13 protein-coding genes are annotated in these 16,669 nt (G+C 63.7%); 6 read left to right on the top strand and 7 right to left on the bottom strand.

What is annotated here, in order from left to right; all coding sequences use genetic code 11:
• Positions 1-63: 63 nt before the first annotated feature.
• The gene (locus NZK81_RS10555) at positions 64-1,554 is read left to right on the top strand and encodes a DHA2 family efflux MFS transporter permease subunit (protein WP_260046094.1); all 1,491 of its coding nucleotides are present in this window, start codon (positions 64-66) and stop codon (positions 1,552-1,554) included.
• A 9-nt stretch (positions 1,555-1,563) separates the two neighbouring features.
• On the opposite strand, the gene NZK81_RS10550 is transcribed toward NZK81_RS10555, so the two are convergent.
• Positions 1,564-1,941: a TlpA family protein disulfide reductase gene (locus NZK81_RS10550; protein ID WP_260046093.1), complete on the bottom strand. Its 378-nt coding sequence runs from the start codon at positions 1,939-1,941 to the stop codon at positions 1,564-1,566.
• Positions 1,942-2,041: 100 nt separating this feature from the next.
• Here NZK81_RS10550 and NZK81_RS10545 point away from each other — a divergent pair, with 100 nt between their 5' ends.
• The 5 genes from NZK81_RS10545 to zapE all read left to right on the top strand — a co-directional run bounded on the left by NZK81_RS10545 (position 2,042) and on the right by zapE (position 7,121).
• A complete protein-coding gene (locus tag NZK81_RS10545) occupies positions 2,042-4,009 on the top strand; it encodes an energy transducer TonB (RefSeq protein ID WP_260046092.1) in 1,968 nt (655 codons plus the stop codon).
• 16 nt (positions 4,010-4,025) lie between these two features.
• Positions 4,026-4,421 carry a hypothetical protein gene (locus NZK81_RS10540; RefSeq protein WP_260046091.1) on the top strand — a complete coding sequence of 132 codons (396 nt, stop codon included), beginning with the start codon at positions 4,026-4,028 and terminating at the stop codon, positions 4,419-4,421.
• A gap of 326 nt (positions 4,422-4,747) precedes the next feature.
• Positions 4,748-5,530 carry a succinate dehydrogenase iron-sulfur subunit gene (locus NZK81_RS10535; protein WP_260046090.1) on the top strand — a complete coding sequence of 261 codons (783 nt, stop codon included), beginning with the start codon at positions 4,748-4,750 and terminating at the stop codon, positions 5,528-5,530.
• 20 nt (positions 5,531-5,550) lie between these two features.
• Positions 5,551-6,009 (top strand): PaaI family thioesterase, encoded by a 459-nt coding sequence (locus NZK81_RS10530; RefSeq protein WP_260046089.1) that lies wholly within the window; start codon positions 5,551-5,553, stop codon positions 6,007-6,009.
• Positions 6,006-7,121 carry a cell division protein ZapE gene (gene zapE / locus NZK81_RS10525; RefSeq protein ID WP_260046088.1) on the top strand — a complete coding sequence of 372 codons (1,116 nt, stop codon included), beginning with the start codon at positions 6,006-6,008 and terminating at the stop codon, positions 7,119-7,121. Before NZK81_RS10530 ends, zapE begins: the two co-directional genes overlap by 4 nt.
• Positions 7,122-7,495: 374 nt before the next feature.
• On the opposite strand, the gene NZK81_RS10520 is transcribed toward zapE, so the two are convergent.
• The 6 genes from NZK81_RS10520 to NZK81_RS10495 form a co-directional block, all read right to left on the bottom strand.
• Positions 7,496-9,895: an EAL domain-containing protein gene (locus tag NZK81_RS10520; protein ID WP_260046087.1), complete on the bottom strand. Its 2,400-nt coding sequence runs from the start codon at positions 9,893-9,895 to the stop codon at positions 7,496-7,498.
• Between the two features lie 132 nt (positions 9,896-10,027).
• Positions 10,028-11,923 (bottom strand): XrtA/PEP-CTERM system amidotransferase, encoded by a 1,896-nt coding sequence (locus NZK81_RS10515; protein ID WP_260046086.1) that lies wholly within the window; start codon positions 11,921-11,923, stop codon positions 10,028-10,030.
• 12 nt (positions 11,924-11,935) lie between these two features.
• Positions 11,936-13,498: an exosortase A gene (gene xrtA / locus NZK81_RS10510; RefSeq protein WP_260046085.1), complete on the bottom strand. Its 1,563-nt coding sequence runs from the start codon at positions 13,496-13,498 to the stop codon at positions 11,936-11,938.
• On the bottom strand, positions 13,488-14,723 hold the full coding sequence (locus NZK81_RS10505; protein ID WP_260046084.1) for a TIGR03087 family PEP-CTERM/XrtA system glycosyltransferase: 1,236 nt from the start codon (positions 14,721-14,723) through the stop codon (positions 13,488-13,490). Before NZK81_RS10505 ends, xrtA begins: the two co-directional genes overlap by 11 nt.
• A complete protein-coding gene (locus NZK81_RS10500; RefSeq protein ID WP_260046083.1) occupies positions 14,723-15,799 on the bottom strand; it encodes a FemAB family XrtA/PEP-CTERM system-associated protein in 1,077 nt (358 codons plus the stop codon). Before NZK81_RS10500 ends, NZK81_RS10505 begins: the two co-directional genes overlap by 1 nt.
• Positions 15,796-16,668, bottom strand: coding sequence for an XrtA system polysaccharide deacetylase (locus tag NZK81_RS10495; RefSeq protein WP_260046082.1), 873 nt, complete (start codon positions 16,666-16,668; stop codon positions 15,796-15,798). The genes NZK81_RS10500 and NZK81_RS10495 overlap by 4 nt, the downstream gene beginning before the upstream one ends.
• Position 16,669: the final 1 nt, after the last annotated feature.

Raw genomic sequence — 16,669 nt, 5'->3', positions numbered from 1 at the left:
CGTCCATGCGGTTCCATCATCGCATCTTGCACTGCGGCGGGATTGCCCCGAAGGTCGCCGCCCATGCATGCCTATCCCACCGAAGGCCGCAGGCGGCTGATCACCGTATTCACGCTTGCCGCGGCTTTCATGACCCAGCTCGATGCGACGATCGCCAATGTCGCGCTGCCGCACATGCAGGCAAGCACGGCCGCCTCGCGTGAGCAGATCACCTGGGTGCTCACCAGCTACATCATCATGTCCGCCATCTTCACGCCGCTTTCGGGCTGGCTGGCGAGCCGGTTCGGGCGCAAGCGGCTGTTCGTCTCCTCCGTGATCGGCTTTACCCTGGCATCGATGCTGTGCGGCATGGCCGCCAATTTCGAGCAACTCGTGCTGTTCCGCATGCTGCAGGGAACGATGGGCGCGGCGCTGCTGCCGATGAGCCAGGCGATCCTGCTCGACATCAACCCGCCCGAGCGGCACGGGTCGGCCATGGCCACCTGGGGCCTCGGCGTCATTCTCGGGCCGATCTGCGGTCCGATCCTGGGCGGATGGCTGATCGAGGCGTTCAACTGGCGCTGGATCTTCTTCATCAACCTGCCCTTCGGCATTGCCGCCGTACTGGGCCTGCTGGCGGTCCTCCCTGCCTTCGAGGACGAGAACGCAGTCGATCTCGACTTTACCGGCTTTGCCCTGCTGGCCGTCGCGATCGGCTCGTTCCAGCTCATGCTCGACCGCGGGCAGATGCTCGACTGGTTCGAATCGCGCGAGATCTGGATCGAGGCGACGCTCGCCGTCACCGCCTTCTATATGTTCATGGTCCACACGCTCACGACCGACCGCCCCTTCGTGAACCTCGCCATCTTCCGCGACCGAAACTTCGCGGTGGGTTCGGTCTTCGCCTTCTTCCTGGGCGGGCTGATGTATTCGGTCATGGCGATGACCGCGCCGCTGCTGGCGGACCTGATGGGCTACCCCGCCGTGCTCGTGGGGCTGGCCATGGCGCCGCGCGGGATCGGCACGATGCTGATGATGCCGATCGTGGGCATGCTCGTGAACCGGGGCGATCCGCGCGTGCTGATCGTCATCGGCATGGTGATCAGCGGGGTGTCGACCGCGATGATGGCCGGCTTCTCGCTCCACATGGATGCCCGCCTGGTCGAAATCGCCGGCTTCGTTCAGGGCGTGGGCGGCGCCTTCCTGTTCGTGCCGATCACCACGGTCATCTTCGCGACGATCCCTCCGCACTTGCGCAACCAGGGCACGGCGATGAACTCCCTGATCCGCGCGCTGGGCGCTTCGGTGTGGATTTCGGTGATGCAGTCGATGACCATCCGCAACGAGGCCACTGTCCACGCGCGACTTGCCGAAGGCGTCCGACCCGACAACCCGGCGCTCCTGTGGCGCTGGCAGGACTTCGATTTCAGCTCGGCCCCGCAGATGATCCGCGCAAGCAGGGAGATCGGGCGCCAGGCCCTGATGGTGTCCTACACCGATTCCTTCTGGCTGCTTTACGTCTTCGCCCTGGCGCTGGCCCCGCTGGTCGTTCTGCTACGCTATCGGCGGCGGTGACGACTGACTTTACGACTGCGGGCGCGCGCATGCCCGCTTCATCGTGGCCATCGCCTCGGACGTAAGCATCCGTGCCCAGTGCGCGCACACCTGCCCGTGCGGATCGAGCATGACCGCATAGGGATAGCCGACTATCCCGTCCGCATGGGCCTTGCGCAATTCCTGCGCGCGCCGGATCGGGAGGACTTCGACATTACCCGGACGATCGAAGCGGAAGCGGTCGATGCCCGTATCCTCCCAGGCAATCAGGATGCGGTCCGAAGGGGCCGCCGATGCCAGCGCACCGATGCCGCGCAGCTCGGCGATGCATGGTGCGCACCAGCTCGCTCCGAACAGGATCACCGTGCGCCGATCATCCCCCGATTCTGCCCCGATGCGCAGCGGCATCGTTAAAAAAAGGAATGCAATCAGCGCCGTGATAGACAGTCTTGTCATAGAGACATAGTACGTCTTCCTGATCCCACCCGGCAAGCCGGAGAATGACCGAATGCCCATCCTGGCCCTCCTGGCAGCAGCGTCCGCCGCCGTTTCCACACCGCCGGCAGAGCCGCGATCAGGCACGCTCCAACAGCAATTCGATGCGGCCAGCGACCTGTTTTCCGCGCGCAAGTGCACCGAGGCGCTTCCGTTGTTCGAACAGCTGGAGCGGGATCCCCGGGTCAAGCCGGGTTCGCTTCCCGCCGCCGCCATTGCCGTGCGCAAGGGCGTGTGCCTGATCGACCTCACACGCTACGACGAAGGCGAACGCGCCATCGCCATCGGCTTGCCCGGACTGCGGAAGGCGGGCGCCAATTTCGATCTCGACATATCCCGGGCCCAAACAGCTCTGGGCAGTGCGGCCTATTTCCGGTCGGACTACCCACGCGCGGCGCGATACTACCGTCTCGCTCTGGAAACACAGCAAGGCGAGTCCCGCTTGTCCAACCTGGCGAAACTGGCCAAGGCTACCGTCTTCGACGGCGGCACGGCGGCGCTGGAACCGAGCGAGGAAGCCCTGCGTATCCTCGCTGCCGAGCCCAAGCCCGACAAGGACGTGCTGGCGACCTTCCATACCCTCCATGCACGCGCGCTGCTCAACCAGGGCAAGAACGACGAGGCCTACGCCGAACTGAAAAAGGCGCTTTCACTCAGCGGGGGGCTGTCCACCCGCACGACCCTTCCCGAAGTGGCCCTGCGCAGCGATCTGGCGATGGCGGCGATGCTGACCGGCCACAAGAGCCAGGCTCGCCTCTACCTTGCCTATACCGGCGCGGGCCGAATCCAGGAATCTCCCTTCACCCGCGCGGCATCGATGGCGCCGCCGGTCTGCGGCAGCGAAACCGGCCTGCGGCCCGACGATGTCGCCGTTGTCGAGTTCGGTATCGGCGACGATGGCTACGTGACCGTGGCCCACACCGTCTATTCGCGCGGCGGGCCGCAAGTGGCCGCAGCCTTCGAAAAGGCGGTCTCGCAATGGTACTGGAAGCCGGAGGACATCGCCAAGGTTCCCATGTTCTACAAGCTGCTCACGCGTGTGGAATTGCGTTGCAGCTCTGCCCTGGGCGACAGGCCCAGCCTGTGGGCGCCGCTTTCCACGCGGTACTGGGCATGGGCAGCGCAGCATCTGCCCGAAGGCCTGCAGCAGGCGTCGGACCGGCAGGAAGCGGCCGCACGCCTCAACCGCATTGCAGAAGGACAGGAAGACGCCACCTCGCCCCTCGCACGCATTGCCGCGCTCAATGGTCTCGCAGCCGGCGATACGAGCCTGTCGGACAGCGATCGCCTCGCCATGCTGGACAAGGCCCTGACCCTGGCGGCCACGACGCCAGTTCCGGTGAAGACGGCAAACTGGATGCGCGCCATGCGGATCAGGCTCACCCCCGCCGGCAACCGCCGCGACACGCAGGCCCTGCGGGAATCGGCACTCGAACTTGCGCAGGATCCGACCATGGCCCAGGATGCACTCGCCGCGGACACCTTGCGCATGTTCGCCACCGGCGGGCGGGAAAGGAACCGGCTGGCGCAGGCCGACCAGGTCCTGGAACAGGTTGCGCACGACGATCGGCTCGACACCCATCATCCGCTGCGCCAGGCTGCCTGGCTGGAACTCGCCAACCGGGCCGCGTCCGAAGGCGATATGCAGGCCGCTCAGGCGAATTTCCAGCAAACGGGGCTGACTGCGGAGCAATGCGCACTGCTCAGCCTGCCGCCGGCCATCCGTCGCACCAACGTCTCCAGCTCGGACTATCCGGTCACTGCGGCGATGATGGGCTTCGAAGGCTGGGTCCAGATCGAATACGACATCGAGTCGGGCGGCGAGACCGCCAATGTGCGCCCGATCGTTGCCTATCCGCCGCTGATCTTCGTCGATGCCGCCACCGACATCGGCAAGGACCTGCAGTACGAGTGGAGCTATCGTCCCGGCGGCAGCACCGCCTGCAGCGCCAATACGCAGACAATCAGCTTCAAGATGTAAGCTTGCCCCCATCGACATGGGGATTGGCCCGCCCGAGGCCTGGGCGCCCGACCGGTCCGTGCTGGAGCGCGACGGCGAGATTGCCCACGCGGCAGACGCACGCATCGTCGAAGCGCACCGCCGGGTAGCCATCGAGGACGTGCCCCTCCTGGCGGCAGCGTGCGAGGCGCTGGACCTGTCCTCGGCCGCTTTCGCCAACGAGGGCCTTGCGGTGCATGCACCCTCCCCGCAGGTCCTGGCGCGAACGCTGCGTGCGGTGCGTGACAGCGCGCCTGAGCCTGCGGGAGAGCGGCAATGGTGCCTTGTCACCAATCGCCGGACGACGCTCTCCATGCTCGACGACGCGGGATGCAGGATCGCGATCGTCCAGCGGGGCGCGGACTACCTGGGTTCGTTTCCCGACGAGGCGTGACCGCACGCTTTCCTCGCGACCAAAGGCGTCGGACAGCGCGACTCCGGGGTGCATTCGCGATGAAAATCAACTTTCCTACAGCAACAACATTGCGCGATGCTGCCCTTCAGCGCTCCGGGAAGCAGCTCGTCCTTTCCTCAATGAATTTTATTTTCTTTTTAAATCAATTAGATATATAAAAATCACACATCGCCCAAGTGGACAAACTTCGTGAAGAGGCAATCTTGCGGAAGACGACTCTCTCCTCTTGCCCCGCGCGGCTGAATCGCTAGAGGGAACCATCAGTCGCGGTTTTTGCCGCAATGCAAGATCACGGGGATTCTTCGATGGCGACCTTCACCCTTCCGGCCAACAGCAAGATCAAGAAGAAGGGCAACGTCCATAAGGCCGAAGGCGCGACCAAGGTGAAGAAATTCACCGTCTACCGCTACGACCCGGACTCGGGCGAGAACCCGCGCTACGACACCTTCGAGATCGATCTCGACAACTGCGGCCCGATGGTTCTCGACGCGCTCATCAAGATGAAGAGCGAGCAGGACCCGACGCTGACTTTCCGCCGCTCCTGCCGCGAAGGCATCTGCGGTTCGTGCGCGATGAACATCAACGGCGCCAACGGCCTCGCCTGCACTACCGCGATCGAGGATCTCAAGGGTGACATCCGCATCACCCCGCTGCCGCACATGGACGTGGTCAAGGACCTCGTGCCCGACTTCACGCACTTCTACGCGCAGTACGCCTCGATCCGCCCCTGGCTGCAGACCGTTTCGACCACGCCCTCGGGCAAGGAGCGCCTGCAGAGCCCCGAACAGCGCGAGAAGCTCGACGGCCTCTACGAGTGCATCCTGTGCGCCTGCTGCTCGACCTCGTGCCCGAGCTACTGGTGGAACTCCGACAAGTTCCTTGGCCCGGCGATCCTGCTCCAGGCCTACCGCTGGCTGGCCGACAGCCGCGACGAGATGACCGGCGAACGCCTCGACGAGCTGGAAGATCCCTTCCGTCTCTATCGCTGCCACACCATCATGAACTGCGCCAACGTGTGCCCCAAGGGCCTGTCGCCGGCGCGCGCGATCGCCGAAATCAAGAAGATGCAGGCGGAGCGTCAGGTCTAAGATACCTTCCGGTTCCCCAAGTGACCGACAAGAACGTTTTCACCTACGCTCCATCGCCGGACTATCCGGGATGGCATACGTGGAATCTGGAGGACCCCTCCCGCTTCAACGGCGTGGGTCTGGGCCCGATGCTCATTCGCCCCGAAGGCGAGCGCTCCGCGCGCCTTCGGCTGATCGCGCCCGGCCGCCAGCACAGCAATGTCCATGACAAGATTCATGGAGGCATCACGCTGGCCCTGATCGACGTTGCGATGTTCGCAGGAACTTATCTCACTCTGGGCGCCGACACGGCCGGCTCGGTCACACTAGACCTCCATAACCAGTTCATTGGAACTGGCCGTATCGGTGAACCACTTGATGCAGTGGTCGAAGTAATGAAGGAAACCCGCCGCCTCGTATTCCTGCGCGGCACTGTCGAGCAGGATGAGCACCTCGTCGCCAGCTTCGTCGGCACCTTGCGCAAGCCGAGCGTTCGATGACAGCCATGCTCGAACGCTATGAAGCGCTGGTGGCCACCGGCGAGCTGCGGTCCGATCCCGAGCAGGAGGCTGCGGCCGAGCGACTCAATCGCCTGCAGCGCGAGCTCTACAAGGCCTCCTCGTCGACGGGCCTGATCGGCAGGCTGCTGGGTAAAAAGCCCGAACCGCCACGCGGTATCTACATGTGGGGCGGTGTCGGCCGCGGCAAATCGATGCTGATGGATCTCTTCATCCAGACGCTCGACCTGACCGAAAAGCGCCGCGTTCACTTCCATGCGTTCATGCTGGAAGTGCACGCCCTGCTCCGTGAGGAGCGCAAGAAGGAAACGGGCGACCCGATCCCACCGGTTGCCGCCGCTCTTGCGCGCAACGTCCGCTGTCTCGCCTTCGACGAAATGGTCGTCAACAATTCGGCCGATGCGATGATCATGAGCCGGCTGTTCACGCACCTCATCCTCAACGAGGGCGTCACGATCGTCACCACATCGAATCGCGCCCCTTCAGAACTCTACAAGGAAGGACTCAACCGCGAGCACTTCCTGCCGTTCATCGGCCTGATCGAGCGCGAACTCGACGTCTTCACGCTCAACGGCCCCACCGACTACCGCCTGCAACGCCTGGGCGGCATGGCGACGTGGCACATGCCGCTGGGAGAACAGGCCACCGAACAGGCGCGCGAAGCCTTCTATCGGCTCACGGACTACCCCCCCGAGGACAGCGAACACGTCCCTGCGGCAGAACTGGACGTTGGCGGCGGTCGCATGCTCTACGTCCCCAAGAGCCTCAAGGGCGTGGGCGTGTTCAGCTTCAAGCGCCTATGCGGGGAAGCGCGCGGTGCATCCGACTATCTGGCGATCGCACGGGCCTATCACTCGGTGATCCTTGTCGGGATCCCCAAGATGGGACCGGACAGGCGCAACGAGGCAGCCCGCTTCGTAACGCTGATCGATGCACTCTACGAGAACAAGGTAAAGCTGATCGCGGCGGCGGACGCCGCGCCGGAAGATCTTTATCAGGCCGGAACCGGACGCTTCGAATTCGAGCGCACTGTCAGCCGTCTTAACGAAATGCAGAGCGCTGACTACCTTGCGCTGGGGCACGGCGAGGGCTGAACCGCCCAACGAGTCCCGAATCGGGACCTTGAATCGAAGTGACGTACGCCACTAATTCTGCCGAGATGCAACCAGACCTTGGCACACCCAATCAATAAAAAAGCCACGCCCCCGCTTTAGACAAGAACCGCGACAGTAGAATATAAAAGAAGCGCTTTTCGGAAGGTACAAATACCCCCAAAAAGCGCTCCAATTATTTGCGGTAAACTGCGTTGTTGCAGTTTTTACTTGAGAACAAACTGACTCAGTGGCCAGTCTGACCCCAGAAACCGCCCCAGTAATCCCAGCGCATAGTAAATTCCCCATGTGAACAGCCGCAATCAGTGCGACTGAAAACATGGATAACAACAGGTTAACGCGTCTTCAAGGATTTTTTAACCAAGTCTGAGAACCTTGGGCCGGGCAATCAGCTCGATCAGGTCCTGGAACGGGACAGGACGGCTCAGGTAATATCCCTGGATCACATCGCAGTGCAGGCGCTTGAGAATCTCCAACACATTGGCCGTTTCGACCCCTTCCGCCACCACTGTGCGATCGAGCGAGTGCGCCATTTCGATGATCGACTGGACCAGTAGGAGGTCTTCCTTGTTGTCCTCCATCGACTGAACGAAAACCTTGTCGATCTTCACTTCGCTGGCGGGAAGGTAACGCAGGTAATCGATCGTGGCGTTGCCGGTTCCGAAGTCGTCGATCGACAGACGAAGTCCCGATTTGACCAAGCGCTGCAGCATCTGGAACGTGCGTGAACTGCGATCGAGGCGATCGGTCTCGGTGATTTCTAGAATGAGTCGATCGGACGGCAGTCCATGTTCCGCAAGAATGTCCGCAATCATTCCGGGCAGCCCTGGGTTGCGGAGCAACTGGGCCGATATGTTGACCGACATCGTCAGATCGTGGCCCAGTTCGCACAACTTCACCGTGGCCTTCACGGCTTCGTTGACAACGTACCTGGTGATGCGCTCGATCCGGTGGAATTCCTCTGCAATGCGGATGAACTTCTCGGGACTGATCGGCCCGCGTTCCGGATGCGTCCAGCGCACGAGCGCCTCGGCGCCGCAGATCCGGTTTGACCGTACGTCGAGCTTGGGCTGGTAGGCTACCCACACCTCGCCGTTGTCGATCGCCCGATCGAGCGACGTCAGCAGCGAGATTTCCCACTGCGCCTCGTGCTTGCGGCTGTCATGCTGATAGACCAGTTCGTCGTTGCGAACCGCCTCTTCGGCCGATTGCATGGCGCTCGCGATACGGCTCGACAAAGGCCTATCGAATTCGGAATCGACACCGCAGTTGAACGAGAGGTCGATATCCAGGCCGCCGACCTGAATCCCGTTCTGAACGATACGGTGCAGACCTTCGAGGTTCTCGAAAAGATCGAACGTGCTGCGAATGTTCGAAAGCCAGACGAACATCCCGCCTTCGTGGTAGACGACGACGCCTTCGTCGCTGATGCGGATGCGCCGGACGATCTCGTTGGCCAATTGCGCTTCTACATGCTCGGCAAAGCTGCCGATGATCGCACCGTAATTGCGGATCTTCAGGGCAACCAGGATATGCGGTGTCAATTGGTCGGAATTGCGCAGGGCCTGCACGCTCGGCAGCCCTGAGCCCGCATTGGTCTCGCCGGCAACCTCGACACGATCCAGATTGCGCATGCGCACGACCGCCACCAGGGTGACCACCAGCCCGGGAAATATTTCCACGCCGATACCCATGGAATCGAGCACGAAAGGAATGGCGCCCAGCGCGACGATCAGCCCGGCGAAACGGTAGACATCGAGGACCCGCCCCCGGCCGATACCGGAAATGATAACGGCGAGGACCAGCAGGAACGGCGGCAGCCAGCCAAGATCCCTGGGAATGCCGCGCTCCAGCGTTTCCGCGCCAATTGCCGCGAAATACCCGCCAGGCGCAGCGATTCGCTGGCCCGGTACGGAGTGGGTATCGTTGAAACTCACAGCAGCCGGAATGATCAGGATTTGTTTGCCCCGAACGATGGAAGGATCAAATCGGCCGCGAAGGACATCGATATAGCTGAGCGAAGGGTAGGAACTGATCCTGATGGAAAAATCGGGATAGTACCCCTGCTCCGTGTCGCCCTGAACGTTGGCAATTTTTGCCGAAAGGGACGGGATATCCCCGATCGGACTACCCGACGCCAGAGGGTACCAGATGTTGAGCTTGAAGGCATGAAAATAGCTGAGCAGCGACACGACGCCAGCATGGTCTCTATATTTCTTGAGTGGCACCTTGCCTGCATAGTTGCCCACGGGGCCGTCGGCACTCGACGTGGCCCCCAGGAACACTTTCCCGGAATTCTGCTTCAAAACGTTTATGAATTTCTCGTCGTCGTGCTTTTCGCCCTTCACCGAAAAAGTCCGGTCGAAGAACACGCGATCGGCACCGGCGGCGAAGAGTTGTGAAATCACATCCGCATCGTTTCCGTGCGTTACATCGAGTGCATCCAGTTCGTTGAGCGTCTTGTTGTCCTGCAGGACTACGACGATGTTGCCTTTCGACGGCTGGCTACGCACTTGCCAGCGAACATCTCTCAGAACATCCTCCGCCGGCTTGGCGAAGCCGGTCACACCGATAAGCATGCCTGTAAACGCAGCCCAGAACACGATCCGGACGCGCGGTTTTTTCCAGATCTTGCGGAGTTTCGTCCAGAGTTCAGCCATGGTGAGGCGGACCTTCCAGGCCAACGGACAGTCTCGAGCGGATGCACGCCATCGCCACGGACAAAGCCCGCTTCTGATATCGAAAATGGCGACCAAACTCGTGCATACACGTCCCGTACTGACGCTCGGACTTCCGACCTACGGCAAAGATCCTAAGAATCAGTGTAGTTAATTTGACGGGACAGTAGCAATATCGGGATACCGCCTCCGGCCGGGAAATCCCGAGGGTCAGCCAATTCCAAGTTCGGTAAACGACTTGTCCAGCATGAGGAGCTGCCACAGCGTCCGCGAATTGTCGGATCTGCCCGACAGGTGCGCATCGACGAGCCCGTTCAGATGCTGGGCGTCGAACCAGCCAGTCTGCGCCAGCGTCGCGCTTCCACAGATGTCTCGCGCGGTCTGGGCCAGAGGACCGCGAAACCATTGGGCGATGGGCGTGACGAAGCCCTGTTTGGGGCGATAGAGGATGTCATCCGGCAGAAACCGGCGCATCGTGTGCTTCAGGAGCCACTTGCCCTGCCCGCCGTGCACCCGCATCGATTCGGGCAGGCTCGCACAGAACTCGATCAGGCGGTGATCGAGCAGGGGCTCGCGCGCTTCCAGACTGACGGCCATGCTGGTGCGGTCGACCTTGGTAAGGATGTCCCCTGGCAGCCAGACCTTGAGATCGGCATATTGCGCGCGATCCAGCCCGGATCGCGCCGGTGCGGAGCGCATCACGTCAAGCAGGGGGTGCTCTGCCCGATAATCGCCGCGCAGCCGCCTGAAACCATCGGAGTACAGGCTTTCGCGCGATTCGGGGGAGGCGTAGGCCAATGCCCGGGCATAGCCTTGCGCGCTGTCACCGGCCAGTGAGAGGAGCGTGGTCTTGGCCCGCAACGACCGCGGTGCCCAGTCTGCCTTGGGATAGATCGCGCCGAGCGTGCCGAACACTGGCCCGCGCAGCCCCTGCGGCAGGAATTTTCGGATGCGATCCTCACCGTGCTGGAACAAGTGACGACGATACCCCGCCAGCGCTTCGTCTGCGCCGTCTCCGGAGAGCGCGACTGTCACCGACTCCCGCGCCAGCTGGCATACGCGCCAGGTCGGCAAGGCGGAAGCGTCGGCAAAGGGCTCGTCGAACATCCCCGCCAGCAGGCCGATGGCGTCGAAGTCATCGGGAGAAACCAGCCGCGATGCGTGATCGGTATGATAACGCTGCGCGACTTTCGTGGCATAAGCGCTTTCATCGAGCGCGGCGACGTCGAAACCGATCGAACAGGTCCGGACAGGCTGCCTGCTCGCCTCTGCCATGAGCGCCACCACACTGGAACTGTCGACCCCGCCGGAGAGGAAAGCACCGAGCGGCACGTCCGCCACCATCCGGGAGGATACCGCTTGGCGCAGAAGGTGCAGCAGTTCCGCCTCGAGATCGGCCGGCTTGCCCTTGCGGCGGTCGGCGAAGGACACGTCCCACCACTGGCTGGGTCGGGGAAGCGGTGCGCCGTGGCGCAGCAACAGCGAATGCCCGGCCGGAAGCTTCGCGACGCCCTTCAGGATCGAACGGTTGTCGGGGACATAGCCCCACGCGAGGTAGTCCTCCACCGCGAGGGGATCGACCTCGCGCCGCAGCAGCGGGTGCGCGAGCAGAGCCTTGAGTTCGGAACCGAAGGCGACGCTGCCGTCGCTGAGCGCTGCGATATGGAGCGGCTTCACGCCCAGCCTGTCGCGCGCGAGGAAGAGCGTACGCGCATCCAGGTCGTAGATGGCAAAGGCGAACATGCCATGCAGGCGGGTGACGCAGTCCGGACCCCAGCGCTGCCAGGCGGCAAGGATGACCTCGCTGTCGCCATCGGTGCGGAAACTGGCGCCGGCGTCCTTCAGCTCCTGACGCAGTTCGCGATAGTTGTAGATCTCGCCATTGAACACCAGCATCGCCCGGCCATCCGGCGAAGCCATCGGCTGCGGAGAGCCGGCAAGGTCGATGATCGAAAGACGTCGATGTCCCAATGCCACGCCCGGCGCGGTCCACACGCCCTGCCCGTCAGGGCCGCGGTGCGCGATCGCGTCGCACATCGCCTGGACCCTTGCGGGATCGACAGGCTTGGGCGTTTCGAGGTGGAAGATACCGGCAATGCCGCACATGCTGGAAGGTCTCTACCTGACGCCGGTCATGCGGTCCATCCACGGCCCCAACGGCCCTGTGGACGCGCGAAAACGTGCAATCGCCTGCCCGGCCGTCCCCTGCGGCATGTCCTCGGCCGACAGGATCAGGGTGGCGGTCGGACGTGCCCGGAACAGCAGGTGGTCGGCGATGACGGCGAGCTTCAGCCTGGCGTTGCTGCCCGAAAGCAGGTCGCCGTTGCGGTACCAGGTCACGGCCACGCGCTCGACCGTTCCGTTGCCGAGCAGGCGGTCGCTCTTGCCCGCTCCGAAGGCCGGTCCCGGCGACTGCCATGACCAGGGACTTTCGGGCATGAGCGCCCCCTGGCCGAAGCCGCCAGCCTCATGGCCCTCGCCCTGCCGCGAATAGAGCGCAATGAAGACATCGACCTGCCGCCCCGCTTCATCCTGATAGCGCCCCAGCAGGCGATGCTCGGCGCCTTCGGCACGCGGCTCCCACCATATGCGCGGGGAATAGTCGACCCGCGTCCAGCCGGGAACCTGGGGCAGGTCGATATGCGAAGGCATCGGTGCCTCCAGCGTTTCGGCCGCGAAGGCCCAGCTGCGCGTCGCGATCAGCACCACAGCGAGCGCCACCAGCGCCTTGCCCGCAGACACAGATTTCGCCTCCAGACGGCCCAGCCAGGGCGATGTCCGGATCGCCTCCACGTCGATCATCGGAACATTCGTAGGCCGGTCGAAGAAACGCCAGGCGCCAACGATCACCAGCGCCAGCACGATCGCAAAGAAGAACCATCCGTAGACGATGTGATCGAAACCGGCGGCAACTTCCACACCGAAGATCTGGGCTGCATAGATCGTACCCCAGGCCCGGATGCCGTTGGCGACGATGGGCACGATGACGCAGGCGACCAGCATCGCGGCGCGGCGGCGCCAGCTGACGAAGCACACATTGGCCGCGAGAACGCCGAAGGCGACCATGGCGATCAGGAACTTCACCCCCGAACAGGCCTCGGCGACTTCGAACAGGCCCGCCGGGGTATCGATGAACACGCCATCGATGACGGCGGGAATGCCGCTCAGGTGTGTCAGGGCAATGGTGATCTCCGCAGTGATCATCTGCAGCACATTGATCAGTTCCTCGCCGACAGGAACCAGGAAAACAAGGTAGGCGAGCGGGAAAACCAGGCCAGCGGCGACCCTCACGCCCAGCAGCAGCGGCACGGCCGCGCCGAGCATCGCGACCACGCCGGCCTGCCGCGCGAGATCGAGGCCCGAGATCGCCCCGAGCAGCCACAGAAACGCCGCGCCTGCAAACAGCGCGAGCCCCGGCCACCAGGCCTTGGGCTCCAGTTTCTGCAGTTCGGGCCAGCGCTGCCACACCAGCCAGGCGAGGATCGCGGGGATCAGGACGATGTGGTTGTAGGTCGAGATGTCCCACCACTGGCGCGCCATGGCGGCCCAGTCGGACGCAAATATCGCCAGCAGCACGGCCCAGACCGCGCCGAGCCGGACGAGTGCGGCCTGCCACGCCGGAGAAAGCGCGCGGCCGGCTGCGACGAGCGAGGATGCCATGGCGCGCATCTCAAGCGGCATCGCTCACGCTCCCCTTTTCCAGGCCGAGATAGGCAGGAAGCTGCGCCACAGCGGCCTCCCAGCTGGCACTGGCAACGATCCATTCGCGTGCCGCCGTGCCCATGTCGCTTGCGCGCGCCGGATCGCTCGCCAACGCGACAATCGCGTCGGCAAGCTGTGCATCCGTGGCCGCGACCAGGAAGTCCCGACCGTCGCAGGCATCGATCCCCGTCGCGGCTTCGGGCGACAAGACGACAGGCAGCTTCATGGCCATCGCCTCCAGCACCTTGTTCTGCACGCCGCGCGCGATCTCCAGCGGCACGAGCGCCATGTCGGCGGCAGCAAGCCAGGGGCGGATGTCCTCCACCCTTCCCCAGACCTCGACACCATCACGACCACCCCGCGCCTTGAGCGCGGCCGACGGATTGCGGCCGACGATATGCAAACTGGCATTCGGGCAGGCCGCACGCACTCTCGGCATGATCCGGTCGACCGCACGCAGGGCCGCCTCGATATTGGGCGCATAGTCCATCTGCCCGGTGAAGATCAGCCGGGGGCTTCCCTTTGCGAGCATGCGCGGTTCGGACTTCACATACGCCGGATCGAAATGATCGCTGTCCATGCCGTTGCCCATCGAACAGACCCGGACCGACGCTCCATTGCGATCTTCCAGGCGCGACTGCAACAAGCCTGCCTCCGCCTTGCTGATCAGCAAGGTAACGTTGCAAGTCCGGGCAATCCGCGCCTCCTCCGCGCACAGCAGCCTGCCTTCGCGCCGCTCCATCCACGCGCGCAGGCCGCTGCTCTTTTGCGCGTAGGCCTCGAACTTGGCGGAATCGACATCGACGAGATCGGCAACGACGCGGCCGCGAAATCCGGTGGGGACATATTGCGCCATCTGGCCGGAGAAGATGTAGATGACGTCGATCGGGCGGCGCGCAATCACATCGCGAACATAGCGTTCCAGCCTTCTGTCGTGAAAGGCCGCAAGGCTCAGCGGCTTCCCGGTTGCGAGCGCCTCCATGCCCGCAACCGGCAGCGCCTTGCTGCGATGGACGAGGCAATAGCTTTCGGCGAGTGCGGCCAGATCGGCCTCGAAACGGTGATCCTGCTCGTCGTCCGCGAATGTCGCCACATGAACCGGCGCGAGGCGCGCCAAGGCCCTGAGCACATGGTGCGAGCGGATCTTGTCCCCGCGATCCGGCGGAAACGGGATGCGGTGCGCAATGAACAGGATCTCCCCCATCAGCCGATCCCGCGTGCGATCAGGGGCCCCAGCCGATTGGCGACAGACAGAGGCAAGCGCTGCCAGACCGCGATCTGCAGCGAAAGCTTCGCGCTCGTCGGATCGGCCTCGCGCGCGGCGGTACCGGGCTGGGTCCACGTCGCGTAAGTCAAAGGCTCGGGTTCGAAGCCCCAGTTGCGCTTGAAATGATAGGCACCGCTGCCCGTCTTGGAGCGGCCGAAGTCGAATGTGGTGCAGCCCCGCCGGCGGGCATGGAGCATCAGTTCGTAATACATGCGATCATTGGCGCGCAGACGCCGCGCGTCCCATGTGCCGCCGCCCCAGTAGGGCATGACCGCACCGCCATGGTAGACGCTGATGACGCTGGCGACCGCCCTGCCCTGATGGCGGACAGTAAGGATGTCAGCATCCTTACCGAAACCGTCGATCACGCTGTCGAGCAGCGCGCGCGGGAAGACCGGCGTGCCCAGATTGCGGTAGCTTTCGCAGAAGACCGCGTAATGGGCCGCCCGGTCGCTCTCGGCGGTTCCCACCTCCACGGTGAGATCGTTGGCAAGCGACTTGCGGACTTCGGCCCGCTGCTTGCGCGGAATGCTGACGAGCTGCGCATCGTCGTCCCCCGCCAGCGGTTTGGCGAAATTGCAGTGGGATTCGGTCTTGAGCGCCCAGCCGTTCGCTTCGTCGGGCAGCAGGCCGCCCCGCAGTTCGATCGACGGACAGGACACGCGCCGCGCCAGTTCCTCGACAGCCGCGAACATCGCCTCGGGCTCGGCCCCTTCGCACGTCAGCAGCCCGCCGCCGACGGCAAAGCCGGTGGAGGCAAGGACCCGTCCGAACACAGGCGAGTGAATGGCATCGACCGGCAGGAACGCGACGATTTCACCGTGACGTTCCTGTACCAGGGCGTAGGCCTTGTTACGGGTTGCGCGAGCGACCGAAACGAACCAGGCCGGGCGATGGAACGGCGTGCCCTGGGGATGGCGCGCAACGAACCCTTCGAGGCGGTCCACTTCGCCGGGATCGGCAAGGTCGACCGTGCGCACGCTGCTGCGCGTCGGAGCGAAAGGTGCGTTCATGCCGCCAGCCTCATGGCATGGCCCGCCTCGCGCGCCGCCAGCTCGTCCATGCGCCCCCAGCGAAAATCGCCGATCAAGCGGCGCAGCTTGCCGGCCATGGCACCAAGATTGGTGTAATGCCGCAGGCGAGAGCGCATCGGTGCATCGGCAACGCGCGGCTGCTCGGGATCGATTTCCCAGGGATGAAAATAGAACACGGCGGGGCGCTGTTCCTGCCGGTTCACCTGCCCGATCGCCCAATGCGAGAAACCGTAGGGCAGCACGCGGAAGAACCCGCCCCCTCCCGCCGCCAGCCGGCGTCCTGCAAATGTCGCGGTCGTAACCGGGATTTCGAGCAGGTCGCTGCCGGGCAGAGGCCGGAAGGCAAAGCGGGGCGCCTCGCGCCAGCCGTAGTGGTCGTGGGTGATCGGCGCGACGCTCGAACTATAGGCATAGCCCTGCTCGGCCAGCACCTCGTACGCCCAGGGCGTACGCGCATCTATCGAAAAGCTGGGCGCGCGGTACCCGGTGACGGCAGAGCCCGAGGCATCCTCAATCGCCTTGCGGGCCCGATCGATATCCGCGGCAAAGGCCTTGGCGCCCAGGCGGAACACCCGCTCATGGTCCCAGCCGTGGCTAGCGATCTCGTGCCCCTCATCCACGATGCGCCGCATCAGCGGGGAGTGCCGCTCGGCCACCCATCCCAGCGTGAAGAATGTGCCCTTCACCCCGAAATCGGCGAAGAGGCGAAGGATTTCATCGCAATTGCGCTCGACGCGGTCGGTCAGCCCATCCCAGCTATCCCGATCAATCACCTTTTCGAAGGCGCCAACCTGGAACCAGTCCTCGACATCGACCGAGAGCCCGTTGATCGGCTCGCTGGTATTCATG

It is taken from the genome of Novosphingobium mangrovisedimenti (assembly GCF_025153475.1).
Lineage (GTDB): Bacteria > Pseudomonadota > Alphaproteobacteria > Sphingomonadales > Sphingomonadaceae > Novosphingobium > Novosphingobium mangrovi_A.
Note: the sequence above shows the minus strand (reverse complement) of the source record. Positions and strands in the feature narration are given on the sequence as shown.

Coding starts and splice junctions, on each gene's coding strand:
- NZK81_RS10555 (WP_260046094.1), top strand. CDS start 64: ATGCATGCCTATCCCACCGAAGGCCGCAGGCGGCTGATCACCGTATTC.
- NZK81_RS10550 (WP_260046093.1), bottom strand. CDS start 1,941: ATGCCGCTGCGCATCGGGGCAGAATCGGGGGATGATCGGCGCACGGTG.
- NZK81_RS10545 (WP_260046092.1), top strand. CDS start 2,042: ATGCCCATCCTGGCCCTCCTGGCAGCAGCGTCCGCCGCCGTTTCCACA.
- NZK81_RS10540 (WP_260046091.1), top strand. CDS start 4,026: ATGGGGATTGGCCCGCCCGAGGCCTGGGCGCCCGACCGGTCCGTGCTG.
- NZK81_RS10535 (WP_260046090.1), top strand. CDS start 4,748: ATGGCGACCTTCACCCTTCCGGCCAACAGCAAGATCAAGAAGAAGGGC.
- zapE (WP_260046088.1), top strand. CDS start 6,006: ATGACAGCCATGCTCGAACGCTATGAAGCGCTGGTGGCCACCGGCGAG.
- NZK81_RS10515 (WP_260046086.1), bottom strand. CDS start 11,923: ATGTGCGGCATTGCCGGTATCTTCCACCTCGAAACGCCCAAGCCTGTC.
- xrtA (WP_260046085.1), bottom strand. CDS start 13,498: ATGCCGCTTGAGATGCGCGCCATGGCATCCTCGCTCGTCGCAGCCGGC.
- NZK81_RS10505 (WP_260046084.1), bottom strand. CDS start 14,723: ATGGGGGAGATCCTGTTCATTGCGCACCGCATCCCGTTTCCGCCGGAT.
- NZK81_RS10500 (WP_260046083.1), bottom strand. CDS start 15,799: ATGAACGCACCTTTCGCTCCGACGCGCAGCAGCGTGCGCACGGTCGAC.
- NZK81_RS10495 (WP_260046082.1), bottom strand. CDS start 16,668: ATGAATACCAGCGAGCCGATCAACGGGCTCTCGGTCGATGTCGAGGAC.